Origin of the sequence: Pseudomonas orientalis, from assembly GCF_022807995.1 — a bacterium.
GTDB lineage: Bacteria > Pseudomonadota > Gammaproteobacteria > Pseudomonadales > Pseudomonadaceae > Aquipseudomonas > Aquipseudomonas orientalis_B.
Genome location: NZ_CP094351.1, coordinates 4,387,501 through 4,412,020, shown reverse-complemented (window position 1 = coordinate 4,412,020; position 24,520 = coordinate 4,387,501). Strand labels below are relative to the sequence as shown.

Genomic DNA, 24,520 nt, shown 5'->3' with positions numbered 1-24,520 from the left:
TCGACGTTCAGTCTTCCTCGGGGTCAGGCCTGGCCGCTATCAGAGGTGTACCTTGGGCATCCACGGTAGCGGCCGCAACCTGGAAGTCCACGCCTGTGCGTTGGTAGTACTGGCGCAAGCGCTCAATGCTTTGCGCCGACAGCGGGTTGCCGCTCAAATCGCAGTCGCCGTTGAGGGTTGCTGACGTCTCCAGCAAGTCCGCCGGTATCTGCTGGATTGCGTTGTTGCTCAAGTCCAGCGTTTGTAGTTGCTCCAGGCCAAAGACGCCCTGCGGAACTTCGCTCAGTGCCGCATTGCTCAAATACAGCGATACCAGTTCATGCAGGGCGCTGACGTCAGGGGCGTGGCCCAGGGGGTTGTGGCTCAGGTTGACGAACTCAAGTTCGGTCAGGGCGCTCAGCCTGCCGCGCGTTTGGGGTGTCAGTCGTATCGCGCATTCCGTCATATCCAGTGTGGACAGCTTGGGCATGTGCTGGATCGCCTCGGGCAGGGCGCCCAGGGAGCACTTGCTGAGCCTGAGTGTCTGCAGATGGGGAAAGCTGCGCAATGTGCCGTCGACGCCGGTCGTCGTGCCATTACCGTCCAGTTGGAGCAAGGTCACGTGGTTGAAGGTGGCGTTCACCTCCGGCAGGTCGCCCATTACCGGTGTGTCGAGTACCAGCTGATGGGTCAGCTCATCGTCCAGGCTTTCTTCATCCTCGGGGCTTTCTCGTCGCCACGCCTGTTCCAGCAGCGTCTTGAAGTTGCGCCGCCTCAGTTGGTCCTGGGCGCGGGTTTGTTCGTCAATCGGCACATCCAGGATCGGATGTCGATCCGGAACAGCTTGCACCCATAGTTGCAGGTCGTTGCTCAGTTGCTCGTATTCAGCTTCCAGATGCGTCAACATCGGGTCCACTGACGTCATGTCGCCGGGCAGGTTGAAGATGAATCGATCCGCCTCGCTGTCCAGGAATGAAGGGTATAGCTGTTGCGTGCGCCTGCGTTGAGCTTCGGGTGCCTGTGCAGCGAAGCTTTCGCCGGTGCGCTGGCAGTAGCGTTTGATCGACTCCAGGGATTGGGGCGTCAAGGGGTTCACGGACAGGTCCAGGCCGCTGGTGCTTGAGGCCGGCATGGAAAAGAGCGCCTCGGGCAGATGTTCAATGGCATTTTTACTCAAGTTGATCGACTGGCGTGGCGGGCCGCCCAGCAGGCTAAGGGGCACCTGCGTCAATCCGGTGTCTTTGAGCGAGAGGGTGCTCAGTTTGGGCAGGTGACTGAAGTCCGGCGTGCGTGCCAGCGGATTGTGGTCCAGGTTCAAGTATTCAAGGCCGGTCATGCCTTGCAACCCCGCTACGCTGGTGGGGCTCAGCTCTATCGAGCAGCGTGGCAGCGCCAGTATGGACAGTGTCTGCAAATTGAACACCGGGGCAGGAATGTCGCCGAGCGCCACGTTTTTGATGTCCAGGATAGTCAGGGCCGGGAAGCTGTCGATAAAGGTCGTTGATCCCATCGGCTCGCCGCTGCCTTTGATCATCAGCGAGCCAACATGCTTGAAGCGTGCACTCAGCGTGGGCAGCTCGCCGGCGAGCGTCGCGGGGATCTCCAGCGTATGGGCGAATTGACTGTCCTGCGGGGTCTCCCTGCGCCAGCTTCGTTCAAGCAATGCATGGAGTTCGCTGCGCCGGGCGGCTTCCTGGGGCGGCAGCTGCGGTTGTCGGGCCCACTGGCTGAGCTCGGACTTCAGCGTGTCCCATTCACCGGCCAGCCGTGCCAACTCGCGTTTACCCGCTTCCAGGTCGCCCGGGAGGCTGTAGATAAACTGGTTGATCTGATTGGTGTCCAGCGCGGGGTAGAGCAACATTGCATCGCGTACATCGACGGCTGGAGCATCAGCTTCCCAGTAGGTACCGTGCTGCTGATAGTAGGCTTTGACCCGCTCGAGGACGGCTGATGACAGGGGATTGTCAGACAGGTCGAAGGCCACGCTGGTATGCGATGGCAAGTCGAAGAGTGCCTCGGGCAATTCACTGATGCGGTTGCCGCTGAGAAAGGCAGCGCTCAGTTCGTGACGGGTGAGCAAGCCGGGAGGCAGGCGGTCGATGCCGGTTTCGGACAGATCCAGAGTGTTCAGCTCGTTCATTGACTCCACGCTGGGTACCCGCCCCAGCGGGTTTTTATGCAGGTCCAGTGTCAGCAAGTGGGTCATCGAGGCGAGCTGGGCCTGGCTGTGCGGCGTCAGGGTAATTGCGCAGTCGCTCAGGCTCAGTACGTTCAAGTCGCGCATCTGAAAGACTGCCGGCGGCACGTTGCCCAAGGAAATACTGTCAATGGTCAAATGGCGCAGGCGGGGAAAGTAGCCCAGGAATGCGGTTGCTCCCAGCGTGTGGTTGCTGCCGGACATGGTCAGCATTGAAACATGATCGAAGTTGGCGGACAGCCGTGGCAGTTCGCCGCGGATGTGGTAATGCAGGTTCAGTCGGTAGCCGTCGCGTGTCGGGTCTTCGAAGTAATCATCGATGGGCAGTTCCCTGCGCCAGCAGCGTTTGAGTTCACTGGCAATGAGTTCGCGATTGCGCTGCTCGTACTGACGCTGGCGTAGGCTCAGGAGGGAGCCGTTGCCGGGGTTCTGAAGCGGAATGTCGCGCTGCCAGGTATTCAGGTCGCGCTCCAGTTGGCGGTATTCGATGGCCAGCGCTTCCAGCCCGGCGATCGCTCCGCCAGGCTGTGAGTGCAGGTGATTCACCAGGGTCGCCAATTGGTGTTCGCGAAGTTCGGGGTACAGCGCGCGCGCGCGCTCAAGCAAGCCTGGAAGGCCCAGTGGTGCCGGTGCCTGGGCACGATAGCCGTTGTCGCTGCCTAACAGACGCAGGGTTTCAGTGAGGCGTTGCGGCGGGGTGTCCGGCGTGAGCAGCACGCGCAGCTCACTGCGCGGCAACGGTGCCTGGCGCAGATGCTGTTTGAGTGCTGCGCCCTGGTGAATGTCCAGGCCGAGTTGGTCGCGCTGTTGATCGGGCAGGGCACTTAAAATGGCCGAATACAGATCGGTCTCGCTGGAGAGTGCGCCCCGTTCATCATGGGGGATGTAACGGCCGGTTTCGGTGCGCACCAGAGTGCGATGGATCGGCGCGTCGGTTGGGCCGATCTGCAGCCAGGTTGGCCCGCTCGGCGAGTGATGGCGGGCCTCAAGGCGCATGTCTGCCGACCAGCCCGGCAGCAGGCGCAGGGTATTGAGTTCAAGCCGATCGGTGTCCAAGGGTTGCAGCGCGTCCAGATGCTGGCCTTCGTAGGCGCGGTTGATGCGTACTTCGCCCAACGCGGTGCGTGCCAGTTCGGCCAGGCGTGGGGGAGTCGTATGCTCATGCAGCGCTTCAAGTTCTGCTCCGCTCGCCTGGCTCACCAGGGCTTGCGCAACGCTTGGGGGCAACTCGGGTGTGGTGGTGAGCAATTGCTGCACCGCTGGTTCGGCGACCGGCAGCGGTGCATAGCGCGATTCGAACAACGCGCCGCGTACGCGTTCGGCAATGTCGGCCAGGCTATGGCGCAGCAGACGGCTGCGGTTGTCCAGGCTCAGTTCGGGGTCGCTGGCGCGCTCATCGAACTGGGTGCGAATTTCTTCGCGGGTCAGCCCGCGCAAGACGGTTTTGAGCAAGTCGCCATTTTCCAGCTGGGCTTCGTTTACCTGAATCACCGGCATTGTCTTGTCGCCGAATTCCCAGGCGGTCTGACCCTTTTCATCGACGATGCGCAACGCTTTGGTGCGTGGCCAACGGCCGTGGGTCGTCAGCAATTGCAAGGTGTCTTGAGGGTCAATCTGGTGATACACCGCCGGGTCGTCGCTGCGCAGCTGGTCGATCAGCCGTTGGAGGCTGCGGTCGATGCGCAGCCGATTCAAGGTATCGCTCAGCAGGGGCGAAAGCCGCTCGCCGTTGACGTGCATTTTGCGCACGGCATCTTCATGCAGGCCGCTGATGCGCAGGGCCAGTTCCCGGTCCGCCTCGCTCAGGTCCTGGACACTGTGCCCCAGCCGACGCAACAGCGTAGGTCTGTCCCACGCCAGCGGTTGCTCAAGCTCGGTATGCCAGGCGCCTGCCTGGTTGTGTCGTACCACGGGGCGATAGGCGTCAGGGCGGCGTGGATGCCTGATGCGATAAAGCTCGCTGTCGGCGGTTTTTTCAATGGTGTAGAGCTTGCCTTCCAGCGGCAGAATCGACTCCCTGCGCACCTCGTGCAGGCCCAACTCGTTGATGCCGATGCGCGGTGGCAAGGCGGATGGATATTCGTAGGGCGCCAGGTCCGGTTTCCAGTAGCGTGTGGCACCGTTGGCCAGGCTCACCGGTTTGAAGCGGTCGATGTACGCGAGGACATTGCCCGGCAGCACTTTGCGCAGCTCGGCCGGGCCGATCTGGCTGCCTGCAGCGAACGCCCCCATTTGCACCAGCGATTCCAGCACGCTCATGAGATGACCAAAGGCTTCCTTGCCCAAGCCTTCGGCCCAGTCGACGATGCCTTCGAACACGTCATCCAGCAACTGGTAGGCCATGTAGCCGAGCATCAGTTCGCCCAGGCCCGGCACGAACGGAGCCACCACCATCAGGGCAGTGTTGAGGATCGAGGACGCTACCTCGACGAAAGAGTCCCACAGCCGCCAGCGCGCCTCGCGATCGACGCTTGCGGTGGAAACGGCCAGCGTGCGGGCGTCGTTGAGAATTTTGTCGAGTTTGCGATGGTACAGGTGCAACCAGGGATCGCCTGAAATCGGCTGCGCCTCAAACTGCAACTTGGGGTCGTTGATCGGTGTGCTGCGCCAGGGGGCCTGGCCGCTGCCCTTGACCGGTGGGTGCCAGGTGATCCGCGACAGGCGCTGGCTCAGGCCGGAAAAAAACACTCCGCGTTGAGCGTGGGGCACAAAGCGGCTGAAGAAGGTCTGGTAGTCGCGGTCACGCAGTTGTCGGGTCAGTTCCTGTTTGAATGCCAGGGGGGACGCATATTCTTTCAATGGATGCTGCGGATCATCGGGAACGTAGGCCACCAGGCGCTGCGGTGAGCGGGGCTTTTCAAGATCGGGAGAGAACAGTTGGATGCCTGTCAGGGCAATGTCCATCATGCGCAGGTCCTGACAGCCCAAGGGCGCGCCGTCGAGCCTGAGGTTGGGCGCGCCGGAGATCAGGCCGTGGATCAAGTCGGCGTAATCTTCGCTCACATCGCCCTTGATGCGGGCCAGTTGCAGCGCTGCGCGCAGGGCGGCTTTGTGGCTGGCGTCGACCTTCAGGCGCAGTACCGCGGCGGCAACCGGGTTGGACATGCCCAGCGCATCGTTGAGGTAGCGGGCGTAGCGCGCTCCGATGTCCAGGTCACGGCACAGGCTGGCGAACGCCGCGATCGACAACTTGCGCTTGACCTGCACCAACGTGTCGAATTGCCCGCTGGCCGAGGGCTGCGTGATAAAGGTCGAGGCCGGCTCGTAGGCGTCCGCCAGGGTTTCCTTGTGTTCAAAGTTATGCAGGGCGGCATCCAGCAACGAGACCGTCCAGGTTCGCGCTGCGCCGGAGCGTATCGGGAACCACGGGGTGCGATCGGGGATATACAGGCGTAAATAGGTTGCCTCCACGTCCAGGTCCAGGCCGTAGTCGGCTTGCAATGCCTGTGTGAGGAGGGGCCTGGCGAATGCCTTGGCGTCCTGCACCTGTTGCAATGCCTGATCCACGCGGTTTTGCGCTTCCCAGTGGGCGCCGGTCAGTCGCGCAAGCGCGGCGCGTTGCTCGGCGCTGCCCGGCAGCAGCTGCGGCGCGGTGGTGGCCAGTGCCTGGCGTTTGTCGGCGCCGGCATTCCCGAGCCAGGAGGGCAGGGCGCTGGTCAGCAGTTGATAGTGGCTGTCAGGCAGGCGGGTGTCGGAATAATCGAGGTCTGTCATGGAGCGGATCCGTGCAAGTCATGAGGCCTGGCAGTAAACCAGCCGGTTACACAGGGGGGACTTTAGATAGTTAGGGCGTTGCTACCCTTTCTCTGGATAACCCTGACGCAAACCTGGCGCAGCGTTTAAACTGCGCCATTGCGACGCTATTTGTCGCATTAGCGTAAACCCCCCGAAAACGCGGGTTGGCGTTATAAGAAGTTGTCGCTTGGCGGCAAGGCCGCGCTGAAAACTGTCCTTACAATCCCTGCATCGCCCGCCAGTTTCAGGCAGGCGTTCCTCTTCAGGAGACTCCGATGTCCGTTGAGCAAGCCCCGGTGCAACGTGCCGATTTCGACCAGGTCATGGTGCCCAACTACGCACCCGCCGCTTTTATCCCCGTGCGTGGCGCAGGTTCCCGTGTGTGGGATCAAGCGGGTCGCGAGCTGATCGACTTTGCCGGCGGCATCGCGGTCAACGTATTGGGCCACGCCCACCCGGCGCTGGTCGGTGCGTTGACTGAACAGGCCAGCAAGCTGTGGCACGTCTCCAACGTCTTCACCAATGAGCCGGCCCTGCGCCTGGCCCATAAGCTGATCGACGCCACGTTTGCCGAGCGCGTGTTCTTCTGCAACTCCGGCGCCGAAGCCAACGAGGCCGCCTTCAAGCTGGCCCGTCGCGTGGCGTTCGACCGTTTCGGCAGCGAGAAGTACGAGATCATCGCTGCGTGGAACAGCTTCCACGGCCGTACGCTGTTCACCGTCAACGTCGGTGGACAGTCCAAGTACTCCGATGGTTTCGGGCCTAAAATCACCGGCATCACCCACGTTCCTTATAACGACCTGGCTGCATTGAAAGCCGCTGTGTCGGACAAGACTTGCGCTGTAGTGCTGGAGCCGATCCAGGGTGAAGGCGGGGTATTGCCGGCCGAACTGGCCTACCTGCAAGGCGCCCGTGAACTGTGCGATGCCAACAATGCGTTGCTGGTGTTCGACGAAGTGCAAACCGGCATGGGCCGCAGTGGCCACCTGTTCGCCTACCAGCATTACGGCGTGACGCCGGATATCCTCACCAGCGCCAAGAGCCTGGGCGGTGGTTTCCCGATTGCGGCGATGCTTACCCGTGAAGACCTGGCCAAGCACCTGGTGGTCGGCACCCATGGCACCACCTACGGCGGCAACCCGCTGGCCTGTGCCGTGGCTGAAGCGGTGATCGACGTGATCAACACCCCTGAGGTACTGGCGGGTGTGAAAGCCAGGCACGACCTGTTCAAGGCGCGCCTGGAGCAGATCGGCAAGCAGTACGGCATCTTCACCGAGGTACGCGGTATGGGCCTGCTGATGGGTTGCGTGCTGAGCGACGCGTTCAAAGGCAAGGCCAAGGACGTGTTCAACGCCGCCGAGAAAGAAAACCTGATGATCCTGCAAGCCGGCCCGGACGTGGTGCGTTTTGCGCCAAGCCTGGTGGTGGAAGAGGCGGACATCAATGAAGGGCTGGATCGTTTTGAACGTGCTGTGAAGATGTTAACGCAAGCCTGATAGCGACACCTTTAGCAGGCCGGACCGTTTCCAAATGTGGGAGGGGGCTTGCCCCCGATGGCGGTGGATCAGTCACCTGATTTATCAACTGACAAACTGCTATCGGGGGCAAGCCCCCTCCCACATTGGATCTGTGTGAACTCAGATCCCGTGCCCGGCATTTTTCCTATGAGTTTTAGAGTTAAGGAGTGACACCATGCTGGTGATGCGCCCCGCGCAAATGGCTGATCTGGGCGAGGTACAGCGTCTGGCTGCAGACAGCCCGATTGGTGTCACTTCCTTGCCGGATGACGTTGAACGCCTGAGCGACAAGATCGCCGCCAGCGAAGCGTCCTTCGCGGCCGAGGTAAGTTTCAACGGTGAAGAAAGCTATTTCTTCGTGCTCGAAGACACCGAGACCGGCACGCTCGCCGGCTGTTCGGCCATCGTCGCCTCGGCCGGCTACTCGGAGCCTTTCTACAGTTTCCGTAACGAAACCTTCGTGCACGCCTCCCGCGAGCTGAAGATCCACAACAAGATCCACGTGCTTTCCCAGTGCCACGACCTGACCGGCAACAGCCTGCTCACCAGTTTCTACGTGGTGCCCGAGCTGGTCGGTTCGCCCTGGTCGGAGCTCAATTCCCGTGGCCGCCTGCTGTTTGTCGCCAGCCACCCCGAGCGCTTTGCCGATTCGGTGGTGACCGAAATTGTCGGCTACAGTGACGAGAACGGTGATTCGCCGTTCTGGGACGCCATCGGCCGCAACTTCTTCGACCTCAACTACGCCGCCGCCGAGCGCTTGTGCGGGCTGAAAAGCCGCACCTTCCTCGCCGAGCTGATGCCGCATTACCCGATCTACGTGCCGCTGTTGCCCGACGAAGCCCAAGAGGCGATGGGCCAGGTGCACCCACGGGCGCAGATCACCTTCGACATCCTGATGCGCGAAGGTTTCGAGACCGATCACTACATCGACATCTTCGACGGCGGCCCGACGCTGCACGCACGGGTCTCCGGCATTCGCTCGATTGCCCAGAGCCGCGTGGTGCCGGTGAAGATCGGCGAGATGGTCAAGGGCGTCGGCCGCCAGTACCTGGTGAGCAACGCGCAGTTGCAGGATTACCGCGCGGTCATGCTGGAGCTGGACTACGCGCCGGGTAAACCGGTGACGTTGGACCTCGCAGCGGCTGAAGCCCTGGGTGTTGGCGAAGGCGCCAGCGTGCGCCTGGTAGCGGTTTAAAAGAGAGTTTCGCGGGTGGCTGCAAAAGCAGCGGCCCGTTCGAGGAGATAGCATGATCGTTCGTCCCGTACGCAGCAGCGATTTACCGGCCCTGATTGATCTGGCGCGCAGCACCGGCACCGGCCTGACCACTTTGCCGGCCAATGAAGAGCGCCTGACCCATCGCGTGGGCTGGGCCGAGAAAACCTTTCGCGGCGAAGCCGGGCGCGGGGATGCCGACTACCTGTTCGTGCTGGAAAACGACGAAGGCCGGGTGGTGGGGATTTCGGCGATTGCCGGCGCGGTCGGCCTGCGCGAGCCGTGGTACAACTTCCGGGTCGGGCTGACGGTCAGCGCCTCCCAGGAACTGAATATCTACCGCGAAATTCCGACGTTGTTCCTGGCCAACGACCTCACCGGCAATTCCGAGCTGTGCTCGTTGTTTTTGCACGCCGATTACCGAAACGGCCTTAACGGCCGCATGCTGGCCAAAGCGCGCATGCTGTTTATCGCGGAGTTCCCGCAGCTGTTCGGCAACAAGATCATTGCCGAGATGCGCGGCGTGTCTAACGAAGCGGGGCGCTCGCCGTTCTGGGAAAGTCTGGGCCGACACTTTTTCAAGATGGAGTTCAGCCAGGCCGATTACCTCACCGGTGTCGGCAACAAGGCGTTTATCGCCGAGCTGATGCCCAAATTTCCGCTGTACAGCTGCTTTCTCTCCGAAGACGCGCGCAACGTGATCGGCAAGGTGCATCCGGACACCGAGCCGGCGCTGAGCATGCTCAAGAGCGAAGGCTTCAGCTACCAGGGCTATGTGGATATTTTCGACGCGGGCCCGGCGGTGGAGTGTGAAACCAGCAAGATTCGTGCGGTGCGCGACAGCCAGTCGCTGGTGCTGGCGATCGGCACGCCGGGGGACGACGCCACGCCGTTCCTGATCCATAACCGCAAGCGCGAAGACTGCCGCATCACCGCAGCGCCGGCCCGTCTGGCCGCAGGTACCCTGGTGGTCGACCCTCAGACCGCCAGGCGCCTGCAGTTGGTGGTCGGTGATCAAGTGCGCGCTGTTGCGTTGTCTGCTGCTCGGGAGTCGAAATAATGAATTCGTTGTACATCGCAGGTAGCTGGCTGGCCGGCCAGGGTGAATTGTTCGAGTCGCGTAACCCGGTGACCCAGCAAGTGCTGTGGAGCGGCAATGGCGCGACGGCCGAGCAGGTCGAGTCCGCCGTGCAGGCGGCGCGTCAGGCCTTTCCGGACTGGGCTCGTCGTTCGTTGGAAGAGCGTATCGTCGTGCTCGAGACCTTCGCTGCTACCCTGAAAAGCCGCGCCGATGAAATCGCCCGCTGCATTGGTGAGGAAACCGGCAAGCCGCTCTGGGAATCGGCCACTGAAGTCACGAGCATGGCCAACAAGATCGCGATCTCGGTGCAAAGTTATCGCGAGCGTACCGGCGAGAAGAGCGGCCCCCTGGGCGACGCTACCGCTGTGCTGCGCCACAAGCCGCACGGTGTGGTGGCAGTATTTGGCCCCTACAACTTTCCCGGCCACTTGCCGAACGGGCATATCGTCCCGGCGCTGCTGGCGGGTAACACCGTGCTGTTCAAACCGAGCGAGCTGACGCCGAAAGTTGCCGAGCTGACCGTGCAGTGCTGGATCGAAGCGGGTTTGCCGGCGGGCGTATTGAACCTGCTGCAAGGTGCGCGGGAAACCGGTATCGCGCTGGCGGCCAACCCAGGCATCGACGGTTTGTTCTTCACCGGTTCCAGCCGCACCGGCAACCACCTGCATCAGCAGTTCTCCGGGCGTCCGGACAAAATCCTGGCCCTGGAAATGGGCGGCAACAACCCGCTGGTGGTGGACGAAGTGGCCGACGTGGATGCGGCGGTGTACACCATCATCCAGTCGGCGTTTATCTCCGCCGGCCAGCGCTGCACCTGCGCCCGTCGTTTGCTGGTGCCGGAAGGCGCCTGGGGCGATGCGTTGCTGGCACGTCTGGTGGCGGTCAGCGCGGCTATTGACGTGGGCGCATTCGATCAACAACCGGCGCCGTTCATGGGCTCGGTGATTTCCCTGGCAGCCGCTAAAGCGCTGATGGACGCCCAGGAACGGATGCTGGCCAACGGCGCCGTGGCGCTGCTGGAAATGACCCAACCCCGGGACCAGGCTGCCTTGCTGACCCCGGGCATCATCGACGTGACGGCGGTGACCGAGCGCGAAGACGAAGAGCTGTTCGGCCCGCTGTTGCAGGTGATTCGCTACGCTGATTTCGCCGCGGCAATTGCCGAGGCCAACAACACCCAGTACGGCCTGGCCGCAGGCTTGCTGTCGGATTCCGAGGTGCGTTACCAGCAGTTCTGGCTGGAAAGCCGCGCCGGCATCGTCAACTGGAACAAACAGCTGACCGGCGCCGCCAGTACTGCGCCGTTTGGTGGGGTAGGGGCTTCGGGCAATCATCGCGCCAGTGCGTATTATGCGGCCGATTATTGCGCGTACCCGGTGGCGTCGCTGGAGACCCCGAATTTGGTGGTTCCAGCCACGCTAACACCTGGCATTACGCTTATTTGAATGTGGGAGGGGGCTTGCCCCCGATGGCGGTGTATCAGTCACCTGATTTATCAACTGACAGACTGCTATCGGGGGCAAGCCCCCTCCCACACTGAATCTGTGGTGTGTTGAAGATTGCCTATAAAAACAGATGTTCGTGGAGCGTCGCCGATGAAATCCTGTGAAGTCAATTTTGACGGTCTAGTGGGGCCGACCCATAACTACGGCGGTTTGTCCTTCGGCAACGTCGCGTCCCAGAGCAACAGCCAGCAGCATTCCAACCCCAGGGAAGCGGCGTTGCAGGGGCTGCAAAAAATGAAAGCGCTGATGGACATGGGCTTCGTACAAGGCGTGCTCGCACCCCAGGAGCGTCCGGATGTGGCCGCCCTGCGCAACCTCGGTTTCGGCGGCACCGACGCTCAGGTCATCGAGCAGGCGGCCAGGCAGGCCATGCCTTTGTTGGTGGCGAGCTGCTCGGCGTCGAGCATGTGGGTGGCCAACGCTGCCACGGTCAGCCCCAGCGCCGACACGGCGGATGGCCGCGTGCACTTCACCGCCGCCAACCTCAACTGCAAATACCACCGCAGCATCGAACACCCGACCACCAGCCGCGTGCTGGGGGCGATGTTCGCCGAGCAGAAGCACTTCGCCCACCACGCGGCGTTGCCGGCAGTGGCGCAGTTTGGCGATGAAGGCGCGGCGAATCACACGCGCTTCTGTCGTGAATACGGTGAAGCTGGCGTCGAATTTTTCGTGTTTGGCCGCAGTGCGTTCGATGCTCGCTACCCGGCCCCGCAAAAGTACCCGGCGCGCCAGACCCTGGAGGCTTCCCAGGCGGTTGCACGTCTGCACGGCCTGAAGGATGAAGGGGTGGTCTACGCCCAGCAGAACCCGGCGGTGATCGATGCCGGTGTGTTCCACAACGACGTGATCGCCGTGGGCAACGGCGAGGTGCTGTTCTACCACGAGGACGCGTTCCTCAACACCGAGCAGATGCTCGCCGAACTGCAGGGCAAGCTAGGCAAGCTGGGCGGCAGCTTCCAGTCCGTGTGCGTGCCGCGTGCTCAGGTCAGTGTCGAGGATGCGGTGCGGTCCTACTTGTTCAACAGCCAGCTGCTGACGCGTCCCGACGGCTCGATGCTGCTGATCGTGCCGGAAGAATGCCGCGCCAACCCGCGCGTCTGGGGGTACCTGCAACACCTCACGGCCAGCGGCGGGCTGATCCGCGAAGTACAGGTATTCGACCTCAAGCAAAGCATGCAGAACGGCGGCGGCCCGGCGTGCCTGCGTTTGCGTGTAGCGTTGAACGAAACCGAACTGGCGGCGGTGAACCCAGGGGTTATCATGACCGCGCCGCTGTACGACACGCTGACCCAGTGGGTCCACAAGCACTACCGCGACAGCCTGCGCGAAACCGACCTGGCTGACCCGCAATTGTTGCTTGAGTGCCGGACGGCATTGGATGAACTGACGCAAATCCTTAAACTGGGCTCGGTTTATCCTTTCCAGATCAATTAACGCCGTACGGCTGAGAACTTTTATTTATGACCGACACCCTGAAGCTGATCCTTGAAGACACCGACGGCACCCAGCTGGAAACCTCCTGCACCCGCGTTGCCGTGGTCTGGCAGGGCAAAGAGATCTGGATCCAGCACGACGGCCGTGGCCAGTTGCTGATCGGCGTGGATGTGGAAGAAGGCGACGCCGAGTACGCCAACCTGCTGATGCGCCCACTGGCCACCAACCTGATGAGCTTGCAACTGGAAATGGAACCGGCCGACGTCGAAGGTGATGACGACGATCACGTCCACGGCCCAGGCTGCAACCACTAAGGAAGCTGCTTATGCTCGCCCTCGGCAAATTGCTTGAACTGACGCTCGCCGGCCGCGAACCGGCGCAAAAAATTCAACTGACTGTCGACGGCGTGCAGATGCGCTGGCTCAGCGAGGGCGCGCTTGAAGTGCGTCCGCCGCAAGCCGAGGACAATGGCAGCGACCTGCTGTTGTCGTCCGGCATCCATGGCAACGAGACCGCGCCGATCGAACTGCTCGACCGCCTGTTGCATGGCATCGCCCGTGGGGAGATCAAACCCCGCACCCGTATTCTGTTCCTGTTCGGCAACCCCGAGGCCATGCGCCGCGGTGAGCGTTACCTCGAACTGGACATCAACCGGCTGTTCAACGGCCGGCATGAAAGCAACATCGGCCCCGAAGCCATGCGCGCCGCCGAACTTGAACAGTTGGCCCGCAGTTTTTTCAGCCAGCCGGGCCGTTCGCGCCTGCATTACGACCTGCATACCGCGATTCGTGGCTCGAAGATCGAGCAGTTCGCGCTGTATCCGTGGAAAGAAGGGCGCCAGCATTCGCGCCGTGAGCTGGAGCGCCTGCGCGCCGCCGGCATGGAGGCGGTGCTGTTGCAGAACAAGGCCTCTATCACCTTCACGGCGTTTACCTATGAACAACTCGACGCCGAGGCCTTCACGCTGGAGTTGGGCAAGGCGCGTCCCTTCGGGCAGAACCAGGGGGTGGATGTGTCCAGGCTGGAGACGCGTCTGAAGCACATCATCGAAGGCACCGAGCCTGAGTCCGACAGCCTCGACGGCCTGAAGCTGTTCGCCGTTGCACGCGAAGTCATCAAGCACAGCGACGCGTTCCTGCTGCATTTGCCGGCGGATGTGGAGAACTTTTCGGAATTGGAAAAGGGTTATCTGCTGGCCGAAGATGTGGCCAAGACGCGTTGGGTGATCGAGGAGGAGGGCGCTCGCATTATTTTCCCTAACCCGAAGGTGAAGAATGGCTTGCGTGCGGGAATTCTCATCGTGCCGACCACAGAAGCTGGCCTTGCATAGATCTCAGGCCTGACTGGCTTCAAATGTGGGAGGGGGCTTGCCCCCGATAGCGGTGTTTGAGCTACAGATGAGCTGACTGACACACCGCCATCGGGGGCAAGCCCCCTCCCACACTCGTTTTGCGGTGTTGCTTAGACCGCTACAGCACGCGGCTCGCTGCGACGGATCGCCCGTACCTTGTGCAGGGTATCGGCGCAGGTACGCGCAGCTTCCTGGCCTTTGTGCACAAAGTGCTCATAGAAGAACGTGGTGTGCTCGCTGCCGCCGTGGAAATGGTGCGGCGTCAGGGATACCGAGAACACCGGCACTTCGGTTTCGAGCTGCACCTGCATCAGGCCGCTGACCACCGACTGCGCGACGAATTCGTGACGGTAGATCCCGCCATCGACCACCAGCGCGGCGGCGACGATACCGGCGTAACGGCCGGTCTTGGCCAGCAGCTTGGCGTGCAGGGGCATCTCAAAAGCGCCGCCGACTTCGAAGAAATCGATGTCCGATTCCTGATAGCCCTGGGCGATCATTTCAGCGAGGAAGCCTTTGCGCGACTGGTCGACAATATCCTTGTGCCAGCAGGCTTGGATAAACGCGACACGCTCGCCGTGATGGTTTTTGCTTTTGCTGTCGATTGCGGTGGGTTGCATGTTCTGACTCCTGTTTAAGAAAAAAACAGGGCGTTATGAATCGAATGGGATTTAAGGGTATGCACCACTGTTTCATGCAGGCATGAGATCAGCGCGCGGCCCTTAGGTGCCAATCCCGTTCTCTCTTCATCCGGACTATGACCGTCGGCCCCGGGATCACACCGGGTCTGCTGACCTTGTCGCCGTTCTGCCTGAGCAGTTCGAGGCGCCAAGCGCTCGCGGGCTATGCACATTGCGCGCAATTACCGCCGGTGGGGAATTGCACCCCGCCCTGAGAACGTTGCCACCAGAACCCTGGCGGCGCAGAGTTTTTAACATGGTTTTTCAAAAACTGCACGGTTGCCGTATCGATAAGCTATATCGGTTTGTTTGGTTGGTATTCGATTGAATGCAGCGGGGACTTGATATTGCGTGGCTTTGCCCGCAGTAATCACTCACAAAAGGACTTATCCATTCCGTTAGAGGCCCCCTTCATGACCCTGATCGACCTGCGCAGCGACACCGTGACCCAACCCACCCCCGGTATGCTCGACGCGATGGCCCGCGCCGTCAGCGGTGATGATGTCTACGGTGAAGATCCCAGCGTCAACACACTGGAGGCCGAGCTCGCCAGGCGCCTGGGTTTCGACGCCGCGCTGTTTGTGCCCACCGGCACCATGAGCAACCTGCTGGCATTGATGGCCCACTGTGAGCGCGGCGAGGAATACATCGTCGGCCAGCAGGCCCATACCTACAAATACGAAGGGGGCGGGGCGGCCGTGCTGGGTTCGATCCAGCCGCAGCCGCTGGAGGTGCAACCCGACGGTTCCCTTGACCTGGACCACGTGTTGGGGGCAATCAAGCCCGATGATTTTCACTTCGCCCGCACACGCTTGCTGGCGCTGGAAAATACCATGCAAGGCAAGGTGTTGCCGCTGGCGTACCTTGCCAAGGCGCGTGCATTTACCCGTGAACATGGTCTGGCCCTGCACCTGGACGGCGCGCGGCTCTACAACGCGGCGGTCAAGCTGGGTGTGGATGCGCGTGAAATCGCCGCACATTTCGATTCGGTGTCGGTGTGCCTGTCCAAGGGCCTCGGTGCGCCGGTCGGTTCGGTGCTGTGCGGCTCCACGGCGTTGATCGCCAAGGCGCGGCGTCTGCGCAAGATGGTTGGCGGCGGTATGCGCCAGGCCGGTTCCCTGGCGGCGGCGGGCCTGTATGCCTTGGATCACCAGGTGCAGCGTTTGGCCGATGACCACGCCAATGCCCAGTGGCTGGGGGATGAGCTGCGCAAGGCTGGCTACACGGTAGAGCCGGTGCAGACCAACATGGTCTATGTGCAAATCGGCGACCAGGCGCAGGCGTTGAAATCCTTCGCCGCCGAGCGCGGGATCAAGTTGAGTACCGCGCCGCGCCTGCGCATGGTCACGCATCTGGATGTCAGCCGGGCACAGATCGAGCAAGTCGTGCAGACATTCGTCGCCTTTTCGCAGAAATGACAGTGCAAGCCGTCTAATTGACTGTATCTATCACATAAACACGCTGTACCACCGGCGAAGGGCCGATATAATGCGGCCCTTTGCCGTCGCTTCGTCTGATGATGTTGCGCACTGGCCTTTGGCCGCAGCCTCCGTGGAAGAACCTAATGAAAAGCGCAGAAATCCGTGAAGCCTTCCTTCGCTTCTTCGAAGAGCAAGGCCACACCCGTGTAGCCTCAAGCTCCTTGATCCCAGGCAATGACCCCACCCTGCTGTTCACTAACGCGGGGATGAACCAGTTCAAGGACTGTTTCCTGGGCCAGGAAAAGCGCGCCTATACCCGCGCCACCAGCAGTCAGAAGTGCGTACGCGCCGGCGGCAAGAACAGCGACCTGGAAAACGTCGGCTACACGGCGCGTCACCACACCTTCTTCGAAATGCTGGGTAACTTCAGCTTTGGCGATTATTTCAAGAAAGATGCGATCACCTTCGCCTGGACCTTCCTGACCGGCGTGCTCAAGCTGCCCAAGGAAAAGCTCTGGGTGACCGTCTATGCGACGGACGACGAAGCCTATGACATCTGGACCCAGCAAATCGGCGTGCCTGCCGAGCGCATGATCCGCATCGGCGACAACAAGGGCGCGCCTTACGCGTCCGACAACTTCTGGACCATGGGCGATACCGGCCCGTGCGGCCCTTGCACCGAGATCTTCTACGATCACGGCGCCGACATCTGGGGTGGTCCGCCGGGTTCGCCGGATGAAGACGGCGACCGTTACATCGAAATCTGGAACAACGTGTTCATGCAGTTCAACCGCACCGCCGATGGCGTGTTGCATCCATTGCCGGCGCCGTCGGTGGACACTGGCATGGGGCTGGAGCGGATCAGTGCGGTCATGCAGCACGTTCATTCCAACTATGAAATCGACCTGTTTACCAACTTGCTGAGCGCCTCGGCTGCGGCCATTGGCTGCGCCAATGAAGGCCAGTCTTCGCTCAAGGTGGTATCGGATCACATTCGTTCCTGCGGTTTCCTGATTGCCGATGGCGTATTGCCGTCCAATGAAGGTCGTGGCTATGTGCTGCGCCGCATTATCCGTCGCGCCTGCCGCCACGGTAACAAATTGGGTGCGAACGGCAGCTTCTTCTACAAGATCGTGGCTGCGCTGGTGGCCGAGATGGGCGACGCCTTCCCGGAACTCAAGCAGCAACAAGCCAACATCGAGCGGGTTCTCAAGGCTGAGGAAGAGCAGTTCTCCAAGACCCTGGAGCACGGCCTGAAAATTCTCGAGCAGGACCTGGCTGACCTGAAAGGTACCGTGGTGCCGGGCGACGTGGTGTTCAAGCTGTACGACACCTACGGTTTCCCGATGGACCTGACCGCCGACATCGCCCGTGAGCGCGAGCTGACCATCGATGAGGCCGGTTTCGAGCGTGAGATGGAGGCACAGCGTGTGCGTGCGCGTTCGGCCAGCTCGTTTGGCCTGGACTACAACACCTTGGTCAAGGTTGATGTGCCAACTGAGTTCATCGGCTACAAGGCGACCGCCGGTTCAGCCAAGATTGTTGCCATTTATAAAGACGGCAAGTCAGTCGATGTGCTGAACGAGGGCGATGAAGCGGTCTTGGTCCTGGACCAGACGCCGTTCTACGCTGAGTCGGGTGGTCAGATCGGTGACTGTGGATTCCTGGGTTCCACATCCGGTCGTTTCGAGGTGCGCGACACCACCAAGACCGGTGGTGCGTTCCTGCACCATGGTGTGTTGGTGCTGGGCAATCTGGTCGTGGGTGCACCGGTCGATACTCAGGTTGATGCCGAAGTACGGCATGCAACCGCGCTGAATCACTCGGCCACTCACTTGCTGCACGCTGCGTTGCGCCAGGTACTCGGCGAGCATGTCCAGCAGAAGGGATCGTTGGTCGATAGCCAGCGCCTGCGTTTCGATTTCAGCCATTTTGAAGCGATCAAGCCTGAGCAGATCAAGGCGCTGGAAGATATTGTCAACGCTGAAATCCGCAACAATACCCCGGTTGAAACCGAGGAAACGGATATCGAGACCGCCAGGAACAAAGGCGCCATGGCGCTGTTTGGCGAGAAATACGGCGATCAAGTGCGCGTACTGAGCATGGGCGGCAGTTTCTCGGTAGAGCTGTGCGGCGGTATCCACGCCAACCGCACCGGTGACATCGGCCTGTTGAAAATCATCAGCGAAGGCGGTGTGGCCTCGGGTGTGCGTCGTATCGAAGCGGTGACCGGCGCCGCGGCGCTGGCCTACCTGAATGCCGCTGAAGAACAACTCAAGGAGGCGGCCGGCCTGATCAAGGGCAGCCGCGAAAACCTGATCGACAAGCTGTCCGCCGTTCTTGAGCGCAACCGTGCGCTGGAGAAACAGCTGGAGCAGTTGCAGGCCAAGGCAGCCAGTGCGGCGGGCGACGACCTGTCGTCCTCGGCGGTGGAGGTCAAGGACGTAAAAGTTCTCGCGGCGCGCCTGGACGGTCAGGACGGCAAGGCATTGTTGGCCTTGGTCGATCAGTTGAAGAACAAGCTCGGTCGCGCAGTGATCCTGCTCGGCAGTGTCCATGAGGATAAGGTCGTGCTGGTTGCTGGTGTAACCAAGGACCTGACTGGCCAACTCAAAGCCGGTGATTTGATGAGGCAAGCCGCTGCGGCAGTGGGCGGCAAGGGCGGTGGTCGTCCGGACATGGCGCAAGGCGGTGGTGTGGACGCCGGCGCGCTGGATGCGGCCCTGGCCTTGACCGTGCCGTTTGTCGAAGCAGGTATTTAAGGCGCTGTTAATGAGCCCATGGTCTAGTCATGGGCTCGCTCGGTTGCTGGAAGATTCGTTTATTGGGCGCCCCTTTACGGGCTGAGGCGGCTTAGAAATGGCTTTGATCGTACAGAAATTCGGAGGCACCTCGGTCGGTTCTGTCGAAAGAATCGAGCAGGTCGCCGACAAGGTTAAGAAGTTCCGTGATGCTGGCGACGACCTGGTCGTGGTGCTGTCGGCCATGAGCGGCGAGACCAATCGCCTGATCGACCTGGCCAAGGCCATCAGCGGTGATCAACAGCCGCTGCCGCGTGAGCTGGATGTGATTGTGTCCACCGGTGAGCAGGTGACCATTGCGTTGCTGGCCATGGCGTTGAACAAGCGCGGTGTACCAGCGGTGTCCTACACCGGCAGCCAGGTGCGCATCCTCACTGACAGCGCGCACACCAAGGCGCGCATCCTGCAGATCGACGATCAGAAGATTCGTGCCGATCTGAAGGCTGGACGCGTGGTGGTTGTAGCCGGTTTCCAGGGCGTGGACGAGCAGGGCAATATCACTACCCTCGGGCGTGGCGGTTCGGACACCACTGGCGTGGCACTGGCTGCGGCTCTCAAGGCTGACGAATGCCAGATCTATACCGATGTGGATGGCGTCTACACCACCGATCCGCGCGTCGTGTCCGTGGCTCAGCGCCTGGACAAGATCACCTTTGAAGAGATGCTGGAAATGGCCAGCCTCGGTTCCAAGGTGCTGCAGATCCGCGCGGTGGAGTTCGCCGGCAAGTACAACGTTCCGCTGCGCGTATTGCACAGCTTCAAAGAGGGTCCGGGCACCCTCATTACTATTGATGAAGAGGAATCCATGGAACAGCCGATCATTTCCGGCATCGCTTTCAATCGCGATGAAGCCAAGCTGACGATCCGTGGCGTGCCAGACACTCCGGGTGTGGCCTTCAAGATCCTCGGGCCCATCAGCGGCGCAAACATCGAAGTCGACATGATCGTGCAGAACGTTTCGCACGATAACACCACCGATTTCACCTTCACCGTGCACCGCAACGAGTACGATGCGGCCGAGCGTATCCTGCAGAACACCGCGAAAGAGATTGGTGCCCGTGAAGTGATCGGCGATACCAAGATTGCCAAGGTATCGATCGTGGGCGTGGGCATGCGCTCCCATGCGGGTGTTGCCAGCCGCATGTTCGAGGCGCTGGCCAAGGAAAGCATCAATATCCAGATGATCTCTACCTCGGAAATCAAAGTCTCGGTGGTGATTGAGGAGAAGTATCTGGAGTTGGCTGTACGCGCGCTGCATACCGCTTTTGAGCTGGACGCTCCGGCCCGACAGGGCGAGTGAGGCGATGTCAGGAAGGCGCGGCTTACCGCGCCTTTCATTTTTTTGTTGGGCGCATGTTCTTTTGCGTGGGCTCGACAATACTTAGGTGGTAGGACTATGGCCTTTTGGTTGTAGGTCGAATGCCTTTTTTTTGCAGACTGTTGTTCCTGAAATGAATTGCGTGAGGTGAATGGTATGTTGATTCTGACTCGTCGTTGCGCAGAAAGCCTGATTATCGGTGATGGCGAAATCACCGTGACCGTGCTCGGCGTCAAAGGCAATCAAGTGCGTATAGGGGTTAACGCTCCGAAAGAGGTAGCGGTCCATCGCGAGGAAATCTACCTGCGGATCAAGAAAGAGAAGGACGAAGAACCAAGCCTTTAATTTTTATCGTTTTTTATGTTTGCAAACGGGGAGGAACGTGGTTAATATACGCCCCGTGTTGCGGAGAGCTGGCCGAGTGGCCGAAGGCGCTCCCCTGCTAAGGGAGTACACCTCAAAAGGGTGTCGGGGGTTCGAATCCCCCGTTCTCCGCCATTATTTGCTTAGTACGTTGCAATCTGGTTTTTTCGGTAAGTTGTTGAAAATACTCGAAAAAATAGCTTTACATAGAGATTGAACGGCCTATAATGCGCGGCAACAAATGCACTCGTAGCTCAGCTGGATAGAGTACTCGGCTACGAACCGAGCGGTCACAGGTTCGAATCCTGTCGAGTGCACCATTTAAGAGTTGGCTGTAGCAATGCAGGTGACTTGGCTTCAACCAGTTGTGGTCTGGTATAAAAAGCACAATCTGCACTCGTAGCTCAGCTGGATAGAGTACTCGGCTACGAACCGAGCGGTCACAGGTTCGAATCCTGTCGAGTGCACCATATAAACAAAAAGCCCGCCTAGTGCGGGCTTTTTGCCGTCTGGGGTTTGTGTAGGCTTTATCCTGGCGTACGCCTTTTTCTATTTCCCATGTGTTTTCCCTTCCGGCTGCGTCGTCGCAGTTCATAGATGCAGTCAATACTCAACTTTGGCCTGCAAGCGCTTGTTCTTTCCAGTTTTTTGACGTTAAAAGTGGCCAGGCGGTGTATCATGCGCCGGTCAGCCCCGCCGGGGCTTGTGGACTGCCTCCATGGACTTACCCAGTAGTTACTCAGTACCTCGCTTTACCAATCATGAATTGACTGATTGATCCTTCCGGCGCGCCCCGCTGCTGGGAGTGGAGTTCGCCTATGACCGAAGTAGAAGTAAAGAAAACACAAGAAAGCCTGCAGGATCGTCTGGCTCAAGTTATCGAGCTGCTGCAGCGCCAGCGCGTTGTCGAAGACCTCACGCACCGCCAGGATGGTCCGCACCACGATCGCGTCGAAAACCTTGTCCACCGGCAAAATCTCGTTGAGCTGCAACGCAAGCTTGATGACCTGCACTCCGCCGACGTTGCTTATATTCTCGAAGCCTTGCCGCTGGATGATCGACTGACACTCTGGCAGTTGGTCAAGGCTGATCGCGACGGCGACATTCTTCTCGAAGTGTCCGATTCGGTCCGGGAAACCCTGATCGCCGATATGGACGATCATGAGCTCCTGGCTGCGGCCAAGGAGATGGATGCGGACGAACTGGCCGACCTGGCGCCCGAATTACCGCGTGATGTTGTTCATGAGCTGATGGAGGCATTGGACACTCAGCAGCGTGAGCGCGTGCGTTCGGCGCTGTCTTACGATGAAGACCAGGTCGGCGCGCTGATGGACTTCGAGATGGTCACCATCCGCGAAGATGTCAGTCTGGAAGTGGTGCTGCGCTACCTGCGTCGCCTCAAGGAGCTGCCGGGCCATACCGACAAGCTCTTTGTGGTTGACTACGAAGGCATCCTCAAGGGCGTATTGCCCATCAAACGCCTGCTGGTGAATGATCCGGAGAAGAGAGTTGCTGACCTGATGGCCAGCGATACCGTGAGCTTTCACCCGGATGAAGACGCCTACGACGCGGCCCAGGCTTTTGAACGTTACGACTTGATCTCGGCTCCGGTGGTCGACAAGAACGGTAAGCTCATCGGCCGTCTGACAATCGATGAAATCGTCGACCTGATTCGCGAAGAGAGTGAAACTGAAGTCCTCAACATGGCGGGTCTGCGTGAAGAGGAAGATATTTTTGCATCAGTCTGGCGTTCGCTGCACAACCGTTGGGCTTGGCTGGCCGTCAATTTGATCACCGCGTTTATCGCGTCCCGCGTGATCGGGCTGTTTGAAGGCTCCATCGAAAAGTTGGTGGCCTTGGCAGCTTTGATGCCGATAGTGGCTGGTATCGGCGGCAATTCCGGTAATCAGACGATCACCATGATCGTGCGCGCCATGGCGCTGGATCAGGTCAGTACCGCTAATTCTTCGCGTCTGTTGCGCAAGGAGTTGGCGGTGGGCCTTATCAATGGCCTGGTGTGGGGTGGAGTGATAGGGGTGGTGGCTTACCTGCTATATGGCAGTTGGTCACTGGGCGTGGTGATGACCGCGGCTATGACCCTCAATTTGCTGTTGGCTGCCTTGATGGGGGTCTTGATTCCTATGACCCTGGCGCGGCTGGGGCGCGACCCTGCCATGGGCGCCAGTGTGATGATTACCGCCATGACTGACAGTGGGGGTTTTTTCATCTTCCTGGGCTTGGCCACAATCTTCCTGCTCTGACCTTTCCTGCGGGGGCAAATCTGCCCTCGCTCCCTTGCTCAAATCCCAGGCAAAAAAAAGCCAGCATATAGCTGGCTTCGGCTTTCAAGCGTAAATCAGTTGGCTTCCGCCGCCGCCTCTACGTCGTGCGCGATCAGCGAAACGAGAGCATTTTGCTGGCGGTGGGAAAGCTGACGAAAACGCTGCAGCAGTTCGCGTTCGTGCAGTGACAGCTCTGGACTGTCCAGACGCATGCTCAGCTCTTCACCCAAGGCACCTTCCTGAATAAGGCTCTGTTCCAGGCGAGCGATGATTTCGGAGTTCATGCTGCGATGATGATTGCGAGCCACCTCGGCAATGCGTTCCCGCATTCCGTCTGGCAGACGTACGACGAACTTGTCAGCCGTACGGCTGGAATAAATTGCCTGTTTCAATGGGCGCATATATTTAACCGGTTAGTTCAGGGGAGCGGTTTTTGGAATTGGCCGCAAGATGAGTGTTAAGACAAGGCTCACGACCAAAGTTCAACCCGAATTGCAAAGAGGCCGCATCATGCCTCAGTTTTGACATTTCCTTGGCGTCAATTCTGTGACAAATATTGAACCGCCTACAGGCTTTATGCCAGCACTGATTTGCATTTTTGCGGACTGGTTAGAAAAGTTTTAACGTGAATCGGTCATCACCGATCTACGCACAAGGCTGGTTCGACATCGAGTTGATGAGCGCGCGCCCTATGCAGCATGGCCTTTTGCCCTCATCTATTATAAGGGTAGTGGCGGTTGGCTGAATTACTAGCGCGGGGCGACGTAAGGTAGGGGGAGGGGACTAGCGTAGCACCGGGTCAAACTTGATACGACGACCGACTGCAAGCGACACGATCAGCAGGCAGCCGAAGACGGCGCTGGCGATGAGTGCAAGGGTTGCGCCTTCTTGCATATCGTTACTCAAGCCTAGTAGGCCTGTCACGAGCGTCAGGCAAAGAAATAGCCATGCGAATTTGGACATGAGTAGCGCTCTCAAAATACCCAGTGTTCGGATTGGGGTGCAGGCTGGGCGCCTTGGGTCAAACGAACTGGCGATTGAGCGTTTGCAGTCATCACTGCCAATTGCGGGCGTTGCTGCAGGTGGTGGGGGATAGGTTGATTGATCTGGGCGGAGTCTTGCACGTTGGCAGGCTGGAAATGAAAGGTTGCCAGCGCGGCGAGTGCCAATGTATTGAGAGCGAGCAATAGGGCGCTGTTCATGGGTCGTCTCCGGATGCCTTGGTCAAATCGGTTTTTGTGGAAGATCTATTGCAGCTCTCGTGCCAACCTATTAGTTCAATATAAACAACGGCTTGCGTGTCAGTTAAGGTCGCAGAGCATTGCAAATTGCAATGATGGCAGTTTGATGGAGTGCAATCTGCACGATGGCGGAGGCGGCCTTGATCTATAGAGCTTTGCCGCGTTCGTGATTGCAGGATTCGCCTACGATCAAAAAACCAACGGATGACATGACAAAATTTACCTTGGCCGTTAACATGCACGCCGTCCGTCGCTGAGCCTTTGGCTCAATGGCGCGATTTGTCCCAGTAGCTCAATTGGATAGAGCATCCCCCTCCTAAGGGGAAGGTTGGCCGTTCGAACCGGCCCTGGGACACCATCTCCTTAGCTGTATGTTCTATTGGCGTTCGCCGTACACAA

Annotated in this window: 17 protein-coding genes, 4 tRNA genes and 1 riboswitch; of the genes, 16 read left to right on the top strand and 5 right to left on the bottom strand. The window is 59.9% G+C overall.

The window, feature by feature from the left end:
• Positions 1-7: 7 nt before the first annotated feature.
• Entirely contained in the window at positions 8-5,890 is a 5,883-nt protein-coding gene (locus tag MRY17_RS19570; RefSeq protein WP_243352718.1) for a dermonecrotic toxin domain-containing protein, read from the bottom strand.
• Positions 5,891-6,186: 296 nt separating this feature from the next.
• On the opposite strand from MRY17_RS19570, the gene MRY17_RS19565 reads away from it, so the two are divergent.
• The 7 genes from MRY17_RS19565 (at position 6,187) to astE (ending at position 13,994) form a co-directional block, all read left to right on the top strand.
• Positions 6,187-7,407, top strand: coding sequence for an aspartate aminotransferase family protein (locus tag MRY17_RS19565; protein WP_243352717.1), 1,221 nt, complete (start codon positions 6,187-6,189; stop codon positions 7,405-7,407).
• Positions 7,408-7,603: 196 nt separating this feature from the next.
• A complete protein-coding gene (gene aruF, locus MRY17_RS19560; protein WP_181285023.1) occupies positions 7,604-8,623 on the top strand; it encodes an arginine/ornithine succinyltransferase subunit alpha in 1,020 nt (339 codons plus the stop codon).
• Positions 8,624-8,675: 52 nt separating this feature from the next.
• Positions 8,676-9,701 (top strand): arginine N-succinyltransferase, encoded by a 1,026-nt coding sequence (gene astA, locus MRY17_RS19555; protein ID WP_181285024.1) that lies wholly within the window; start codon positions 8,676-8,678, stop codon positions 9,699-9,701.
• A complete protein-coding gene (astD, locus tag MRY17_RS19550) occupies positions 9,698-11,167 on the top strand; it encodes a succinylglutamate-semialdehyde dehydrogenase (protein ID WP_181285030.1) in 1,470 nt (489 codons plus the stop codon). Before astA ends, astD begins: the two co-directional genes overlap by 4 nt.
• Positions 11,168-11,317: 150 nt before the next feature.
• Positions 11,318-12,664 (top strand): N-succinylarginine dihydrolase, encoded by a 1,347-nt coding sequence (gene astB, locus MRY17_RS19545; RefSeq protein WP_181285025.1) that lies wholly within the window; start codon positions 11,318-11,320, stop codon positions 12,662-12,664.
• A 26-nt stretch (positions 12,665-12,690) separates the two neighbouring features.
• Positions 12,691-12,978 carry a hypothetical protein gene (locus MRY17_RS19540; protein WP_003175651.1) on the top strand — a complete coding sequence of 96 codons (288 nt, stop codon included), beginning with the start codon at positions 12,691-12,693 and terminating at the stop codon, positions 12,976-12,978.
• Between the two features lie 11 nt (positions 12,979-12,989).
• Complete coding sequence (gene astE, locus MRY17_RS19535) at positions 12,990-13,994, top strand: succinylglutamate desuccinylase (RefSeq protein WP_181285026.1); 1,005 nt, start codon at positions 12,990-12,992, stop codon at positions 13,992-13,994.
• A gap of 131 nt (positions 13,995-14,125) precedes the next feature.
• Here astE and MRY17_RS19530 read toward each other — a convergent pair whose 3' ends face one another.
• Positions 14,126-14,635, bottom strand: a complete 510-nt coding sequence (locus MRY17_RS19530) for a 6,7-dimethyl-8-ribityllumazine synthase (RefSeq protein ID WP_057723717.1) — start codon at positions 14,633-14,635, stop codon at positions 14,126-14,128.
• A gap of 113 nt (positions 14,636-14,748) precedes the next feature.
• Positions 14,749-14,918: riboswitch (FMN riboswitch) on the bottom strand.
• Positions 14,919-15,108: 190 nt separating this feature from the next.
• Here MRY17_RS19530 and ltaE point away from each other — a divergent pair.
• The 8 genes from ltaE (at position 15,109) to mgtE (ending at position 22,859) form a co-directional block, all read left to right on the top strand.
• Positions 15,109-16,113, top strand: a complete 1,005-nt coding sequence (gene ltaE / locus MRY17_RS19525; protein ID WP_181285027.1) for a low-specificity L-threonine aldolase — start codon at positions 15,109-15,111, stop codon at positions 16,111-16,113.
• 146 nt (positions 16,114-16,259) lie between these two features.
• The gene (gene alaS, locus MRY17_RS19520; RefSeq protein ID WP_243352716.1) at positions 16,260-18,878 is read left to right on the top strand and encodes an alanine--tRNA ligase; all 2,619 of its coding nucleotides are present in this window, start codon (positions 16,260-16,262) and stop codon (positions 18,876-18,878) included.
• A 97-nt stretch (positions 18,879-18,975) separates the two neighbouring features.
• Positions 18,976-20,217: an aspartate kinase gene (locus MRY17_RS19515; protein WP_057723714.1), complete on the top strand. Its 1,242-nt coding sequence runs from the start codon at positions 18,976-18,978 to the stop codon at positions 20,215-20,217.
• A gap of 174 nt (positions 20,218-20,391) precedes the next feature.
• Positions 20,392-20,580, top strand: coding sequence for a carbon storage regulator CsrA (gene csrA, locus MRY17_RS19510; RefSeq protein ID WP_003175645.1), 189 nt, complete (start codon positions 20,392-20,394; stop codon positions 20,578-20,580).
• A 62-nt stretch (positions 20,581-20,642) separates the two neighbouring features.
• A tRNA-Ser gene (locus MRY17_RS19505) sits at positions 20,643-20,733 on the top strand.
• Positions 20,734-20,841: 108 nt separating this feature from the next.
• Positions 20,842-20,918: transfer RNA gene (locus MRY17_RS19500), tRNA-Arg, on the top strand.
• Positions 20,919-20,991: 73 nt separating this feature from the next.
• Positions 20,992-21,068, top strand: a tRNA-Arg gene (locus MRY17_RS19495).
• A 348-nt stretch (positions 21,069-21,416) separates the two neighbouring features.
• On the top strand, positions 21,417-22,859 hold the full coding sequence (gene mgtE / locus MRY17_RS19490) for a magnesium transporter (protein WP_181285401.1): 1,443 nt from the start codon (positions 21,417-21,419) through the stop codon (positions 22,857-22,859).
• 95 nt (positions 22,860-22,954) lie between these two features.
• Here mgtE and MRY17_RS19485 read toward each other — a convergent pair whose 3' ends face one another.
• The 3 genes from MRY17_RS19485 to MRY17_RS19475 all read right to left on the bottom strand — a co-directional run bounded on the left by MRY17_RS19485 (position 22,955) and on the right by MRY17_RS19475 (position 24,082).
• Positions 22,955-23,281, bottom strand: a complete 327-nt coding sequence (locus MRY17_RS19485; protein WP_003193592.1) for an Arc family DNA-binding protein — start codon at positions 23,279-23,281, stop codon at positions 22,955-22,957.
• 382 nt (positions 23,282-23,663) lie between these two features.
• Positions 23,664-23,843, bottom strand: a complete 180-nt coding sequence (locus MRY17_RS19480; RefSeq protein WP_181285402.1) for a PA3371 family protein — start codon at positions 23,841-23,843, stop codon at positions 23,664-23,666.
• Positions 23,844-23,854: 11 nt separating this feature from the next.
• The gene (locus tag MRY17_RS19475; protein ID WP_181285403.1) at positions 23,855-24,082 is read right to left on the bottom strand and encodes a hypothetical protein; all 228 of its coding nucleotides are present in this window, start codon (positions 24,080-24,082) and stop codon (positions 23,855-23,857) included.
• 320 nt (positions 24,083-24,402) lie between these two features.
• Between MRY17_RS19475 and MRY17_RS19470 the strand changes: the two genes are divergently transcribed.
• Positions 24,403-24,479 (top strand) — tRNA-Arg (locus tag MRY17_RS19470).
• The last annotated feature ends 41 nt before the right edge of the window (positions 24,480-24,520 follow it).

Excerpts from the sequence above, each read along its gene's own strand:
- MRY17_RS19570 (WP_243352718.1), bottom strand. The coding sequence starts at position 5,890 with ATGACAGACCTCGATTATTCCGACACCCGCCTGCCTGACAGCCACTAT.
- MRY17_RS19565 (WP_243352717.1), top strand. The coding sequence starts at position 6,187 with ATGTCCGTTGAGCAAGCCCCGGTGCAACGTGCCGATTTCGACCAGGTC.
- aruF (WP_181285023.1), top strand. The coding sequence starts at position 7,604 with ATGCTGGTGATGCGCCCCGCGCAAATGGCTGATCTGGGCGAGGTACAG.
- astA (WP_181285024.1), top strand. The coding sequence starts at position 8,676 with ATGATCGTTCGTCCCGTACGCAGCAGCGATTTACCGGCCCTGATTGAT.
- astB (WP_181285025.1), top strand. The coding sequence starts at position 11,318 with ATGAAATCCTGTGAAGTCAATTTTGACGGTCTAGTGGGGCCGACCCAT.
- MRY17_RS19540 (WP_003175651.1), top strand. The coding sequence starts at position 12,691 with ATGACCGACACCCTGAAGCTGATCCTTGAAGACACCGACGGCACCCAG.
- astE (WP_181285026.1), top strand. The coding sequence starts at position 12,990 with ATGCTCGCCCTCGGCAAATTGCTTGAACTGACGCTCGCCGGCCGCGAA.
- MRY17_RS19530 (WP_057723717.1), bottom strand. The coding sequence starts at position 14,635 with ATGCAACCCACCGCAATCGACAGCAAAAGCAAAAACCATCACGGCGAG.
- ltaE (WP_181285027.1), top strand. The coding sequence starts at position 15,109 with ATGACCCTGATCGACCTGCGCAGCGACACCGTGACCCAACCCACCCCC.
- alaS (WP_243352716.1), top strand. The coding sequence starts at position 16,260 with ATGAAAAGCGCAGAAATCCGTGAAGCCTTCCTTCGCTTCTTCGAAGAG.
- MRY17_RS19515 (WP_057723714.1), top strand. The coding sequence starts at position 18,976 with ATGGCTTTGATCGTACAGAAATTCGGAGGCACCTCGGTCGGTTCTGTC.
- csrA (WP_003175645.1), top strand. The coding sequence starts at position 20,392 with ATGTTGATTCTGACTCGTCGTTGCGCAGAAAGCCTGATTATCGGTGAT.
- mgtE (WP_181285401.1), top strand. The coding sequence starts at position 21,417 with ATGACCGAAGTAGAAGTAAAGAAAACACAAGAAAGCCTGCAGGATCGT.
- MRY17_RS19485 (WP_003193592.1), bottom strand. The coding sequence starts at position 23,281 with ATGCGCCCATTGAAACAGGCAATTTATTCCAGCCGTACGGCTGACAAG.
- MRY17_RS19480 (WP_181285402.1), bottom strand. The coding sequence starts at position 23,843 with ATGTCCAAATTCGCATGGCTATTTCTTTGCCTGACGCTCGTGACAGGC.
- MRY17_RS19475 (WP_181285403.1), bottom strand. The coding sequence starts at position 24,082 with ATGAACAGCGCCCTATTGCTCGCTCTCAATACATTGGCACTCGCCGCG.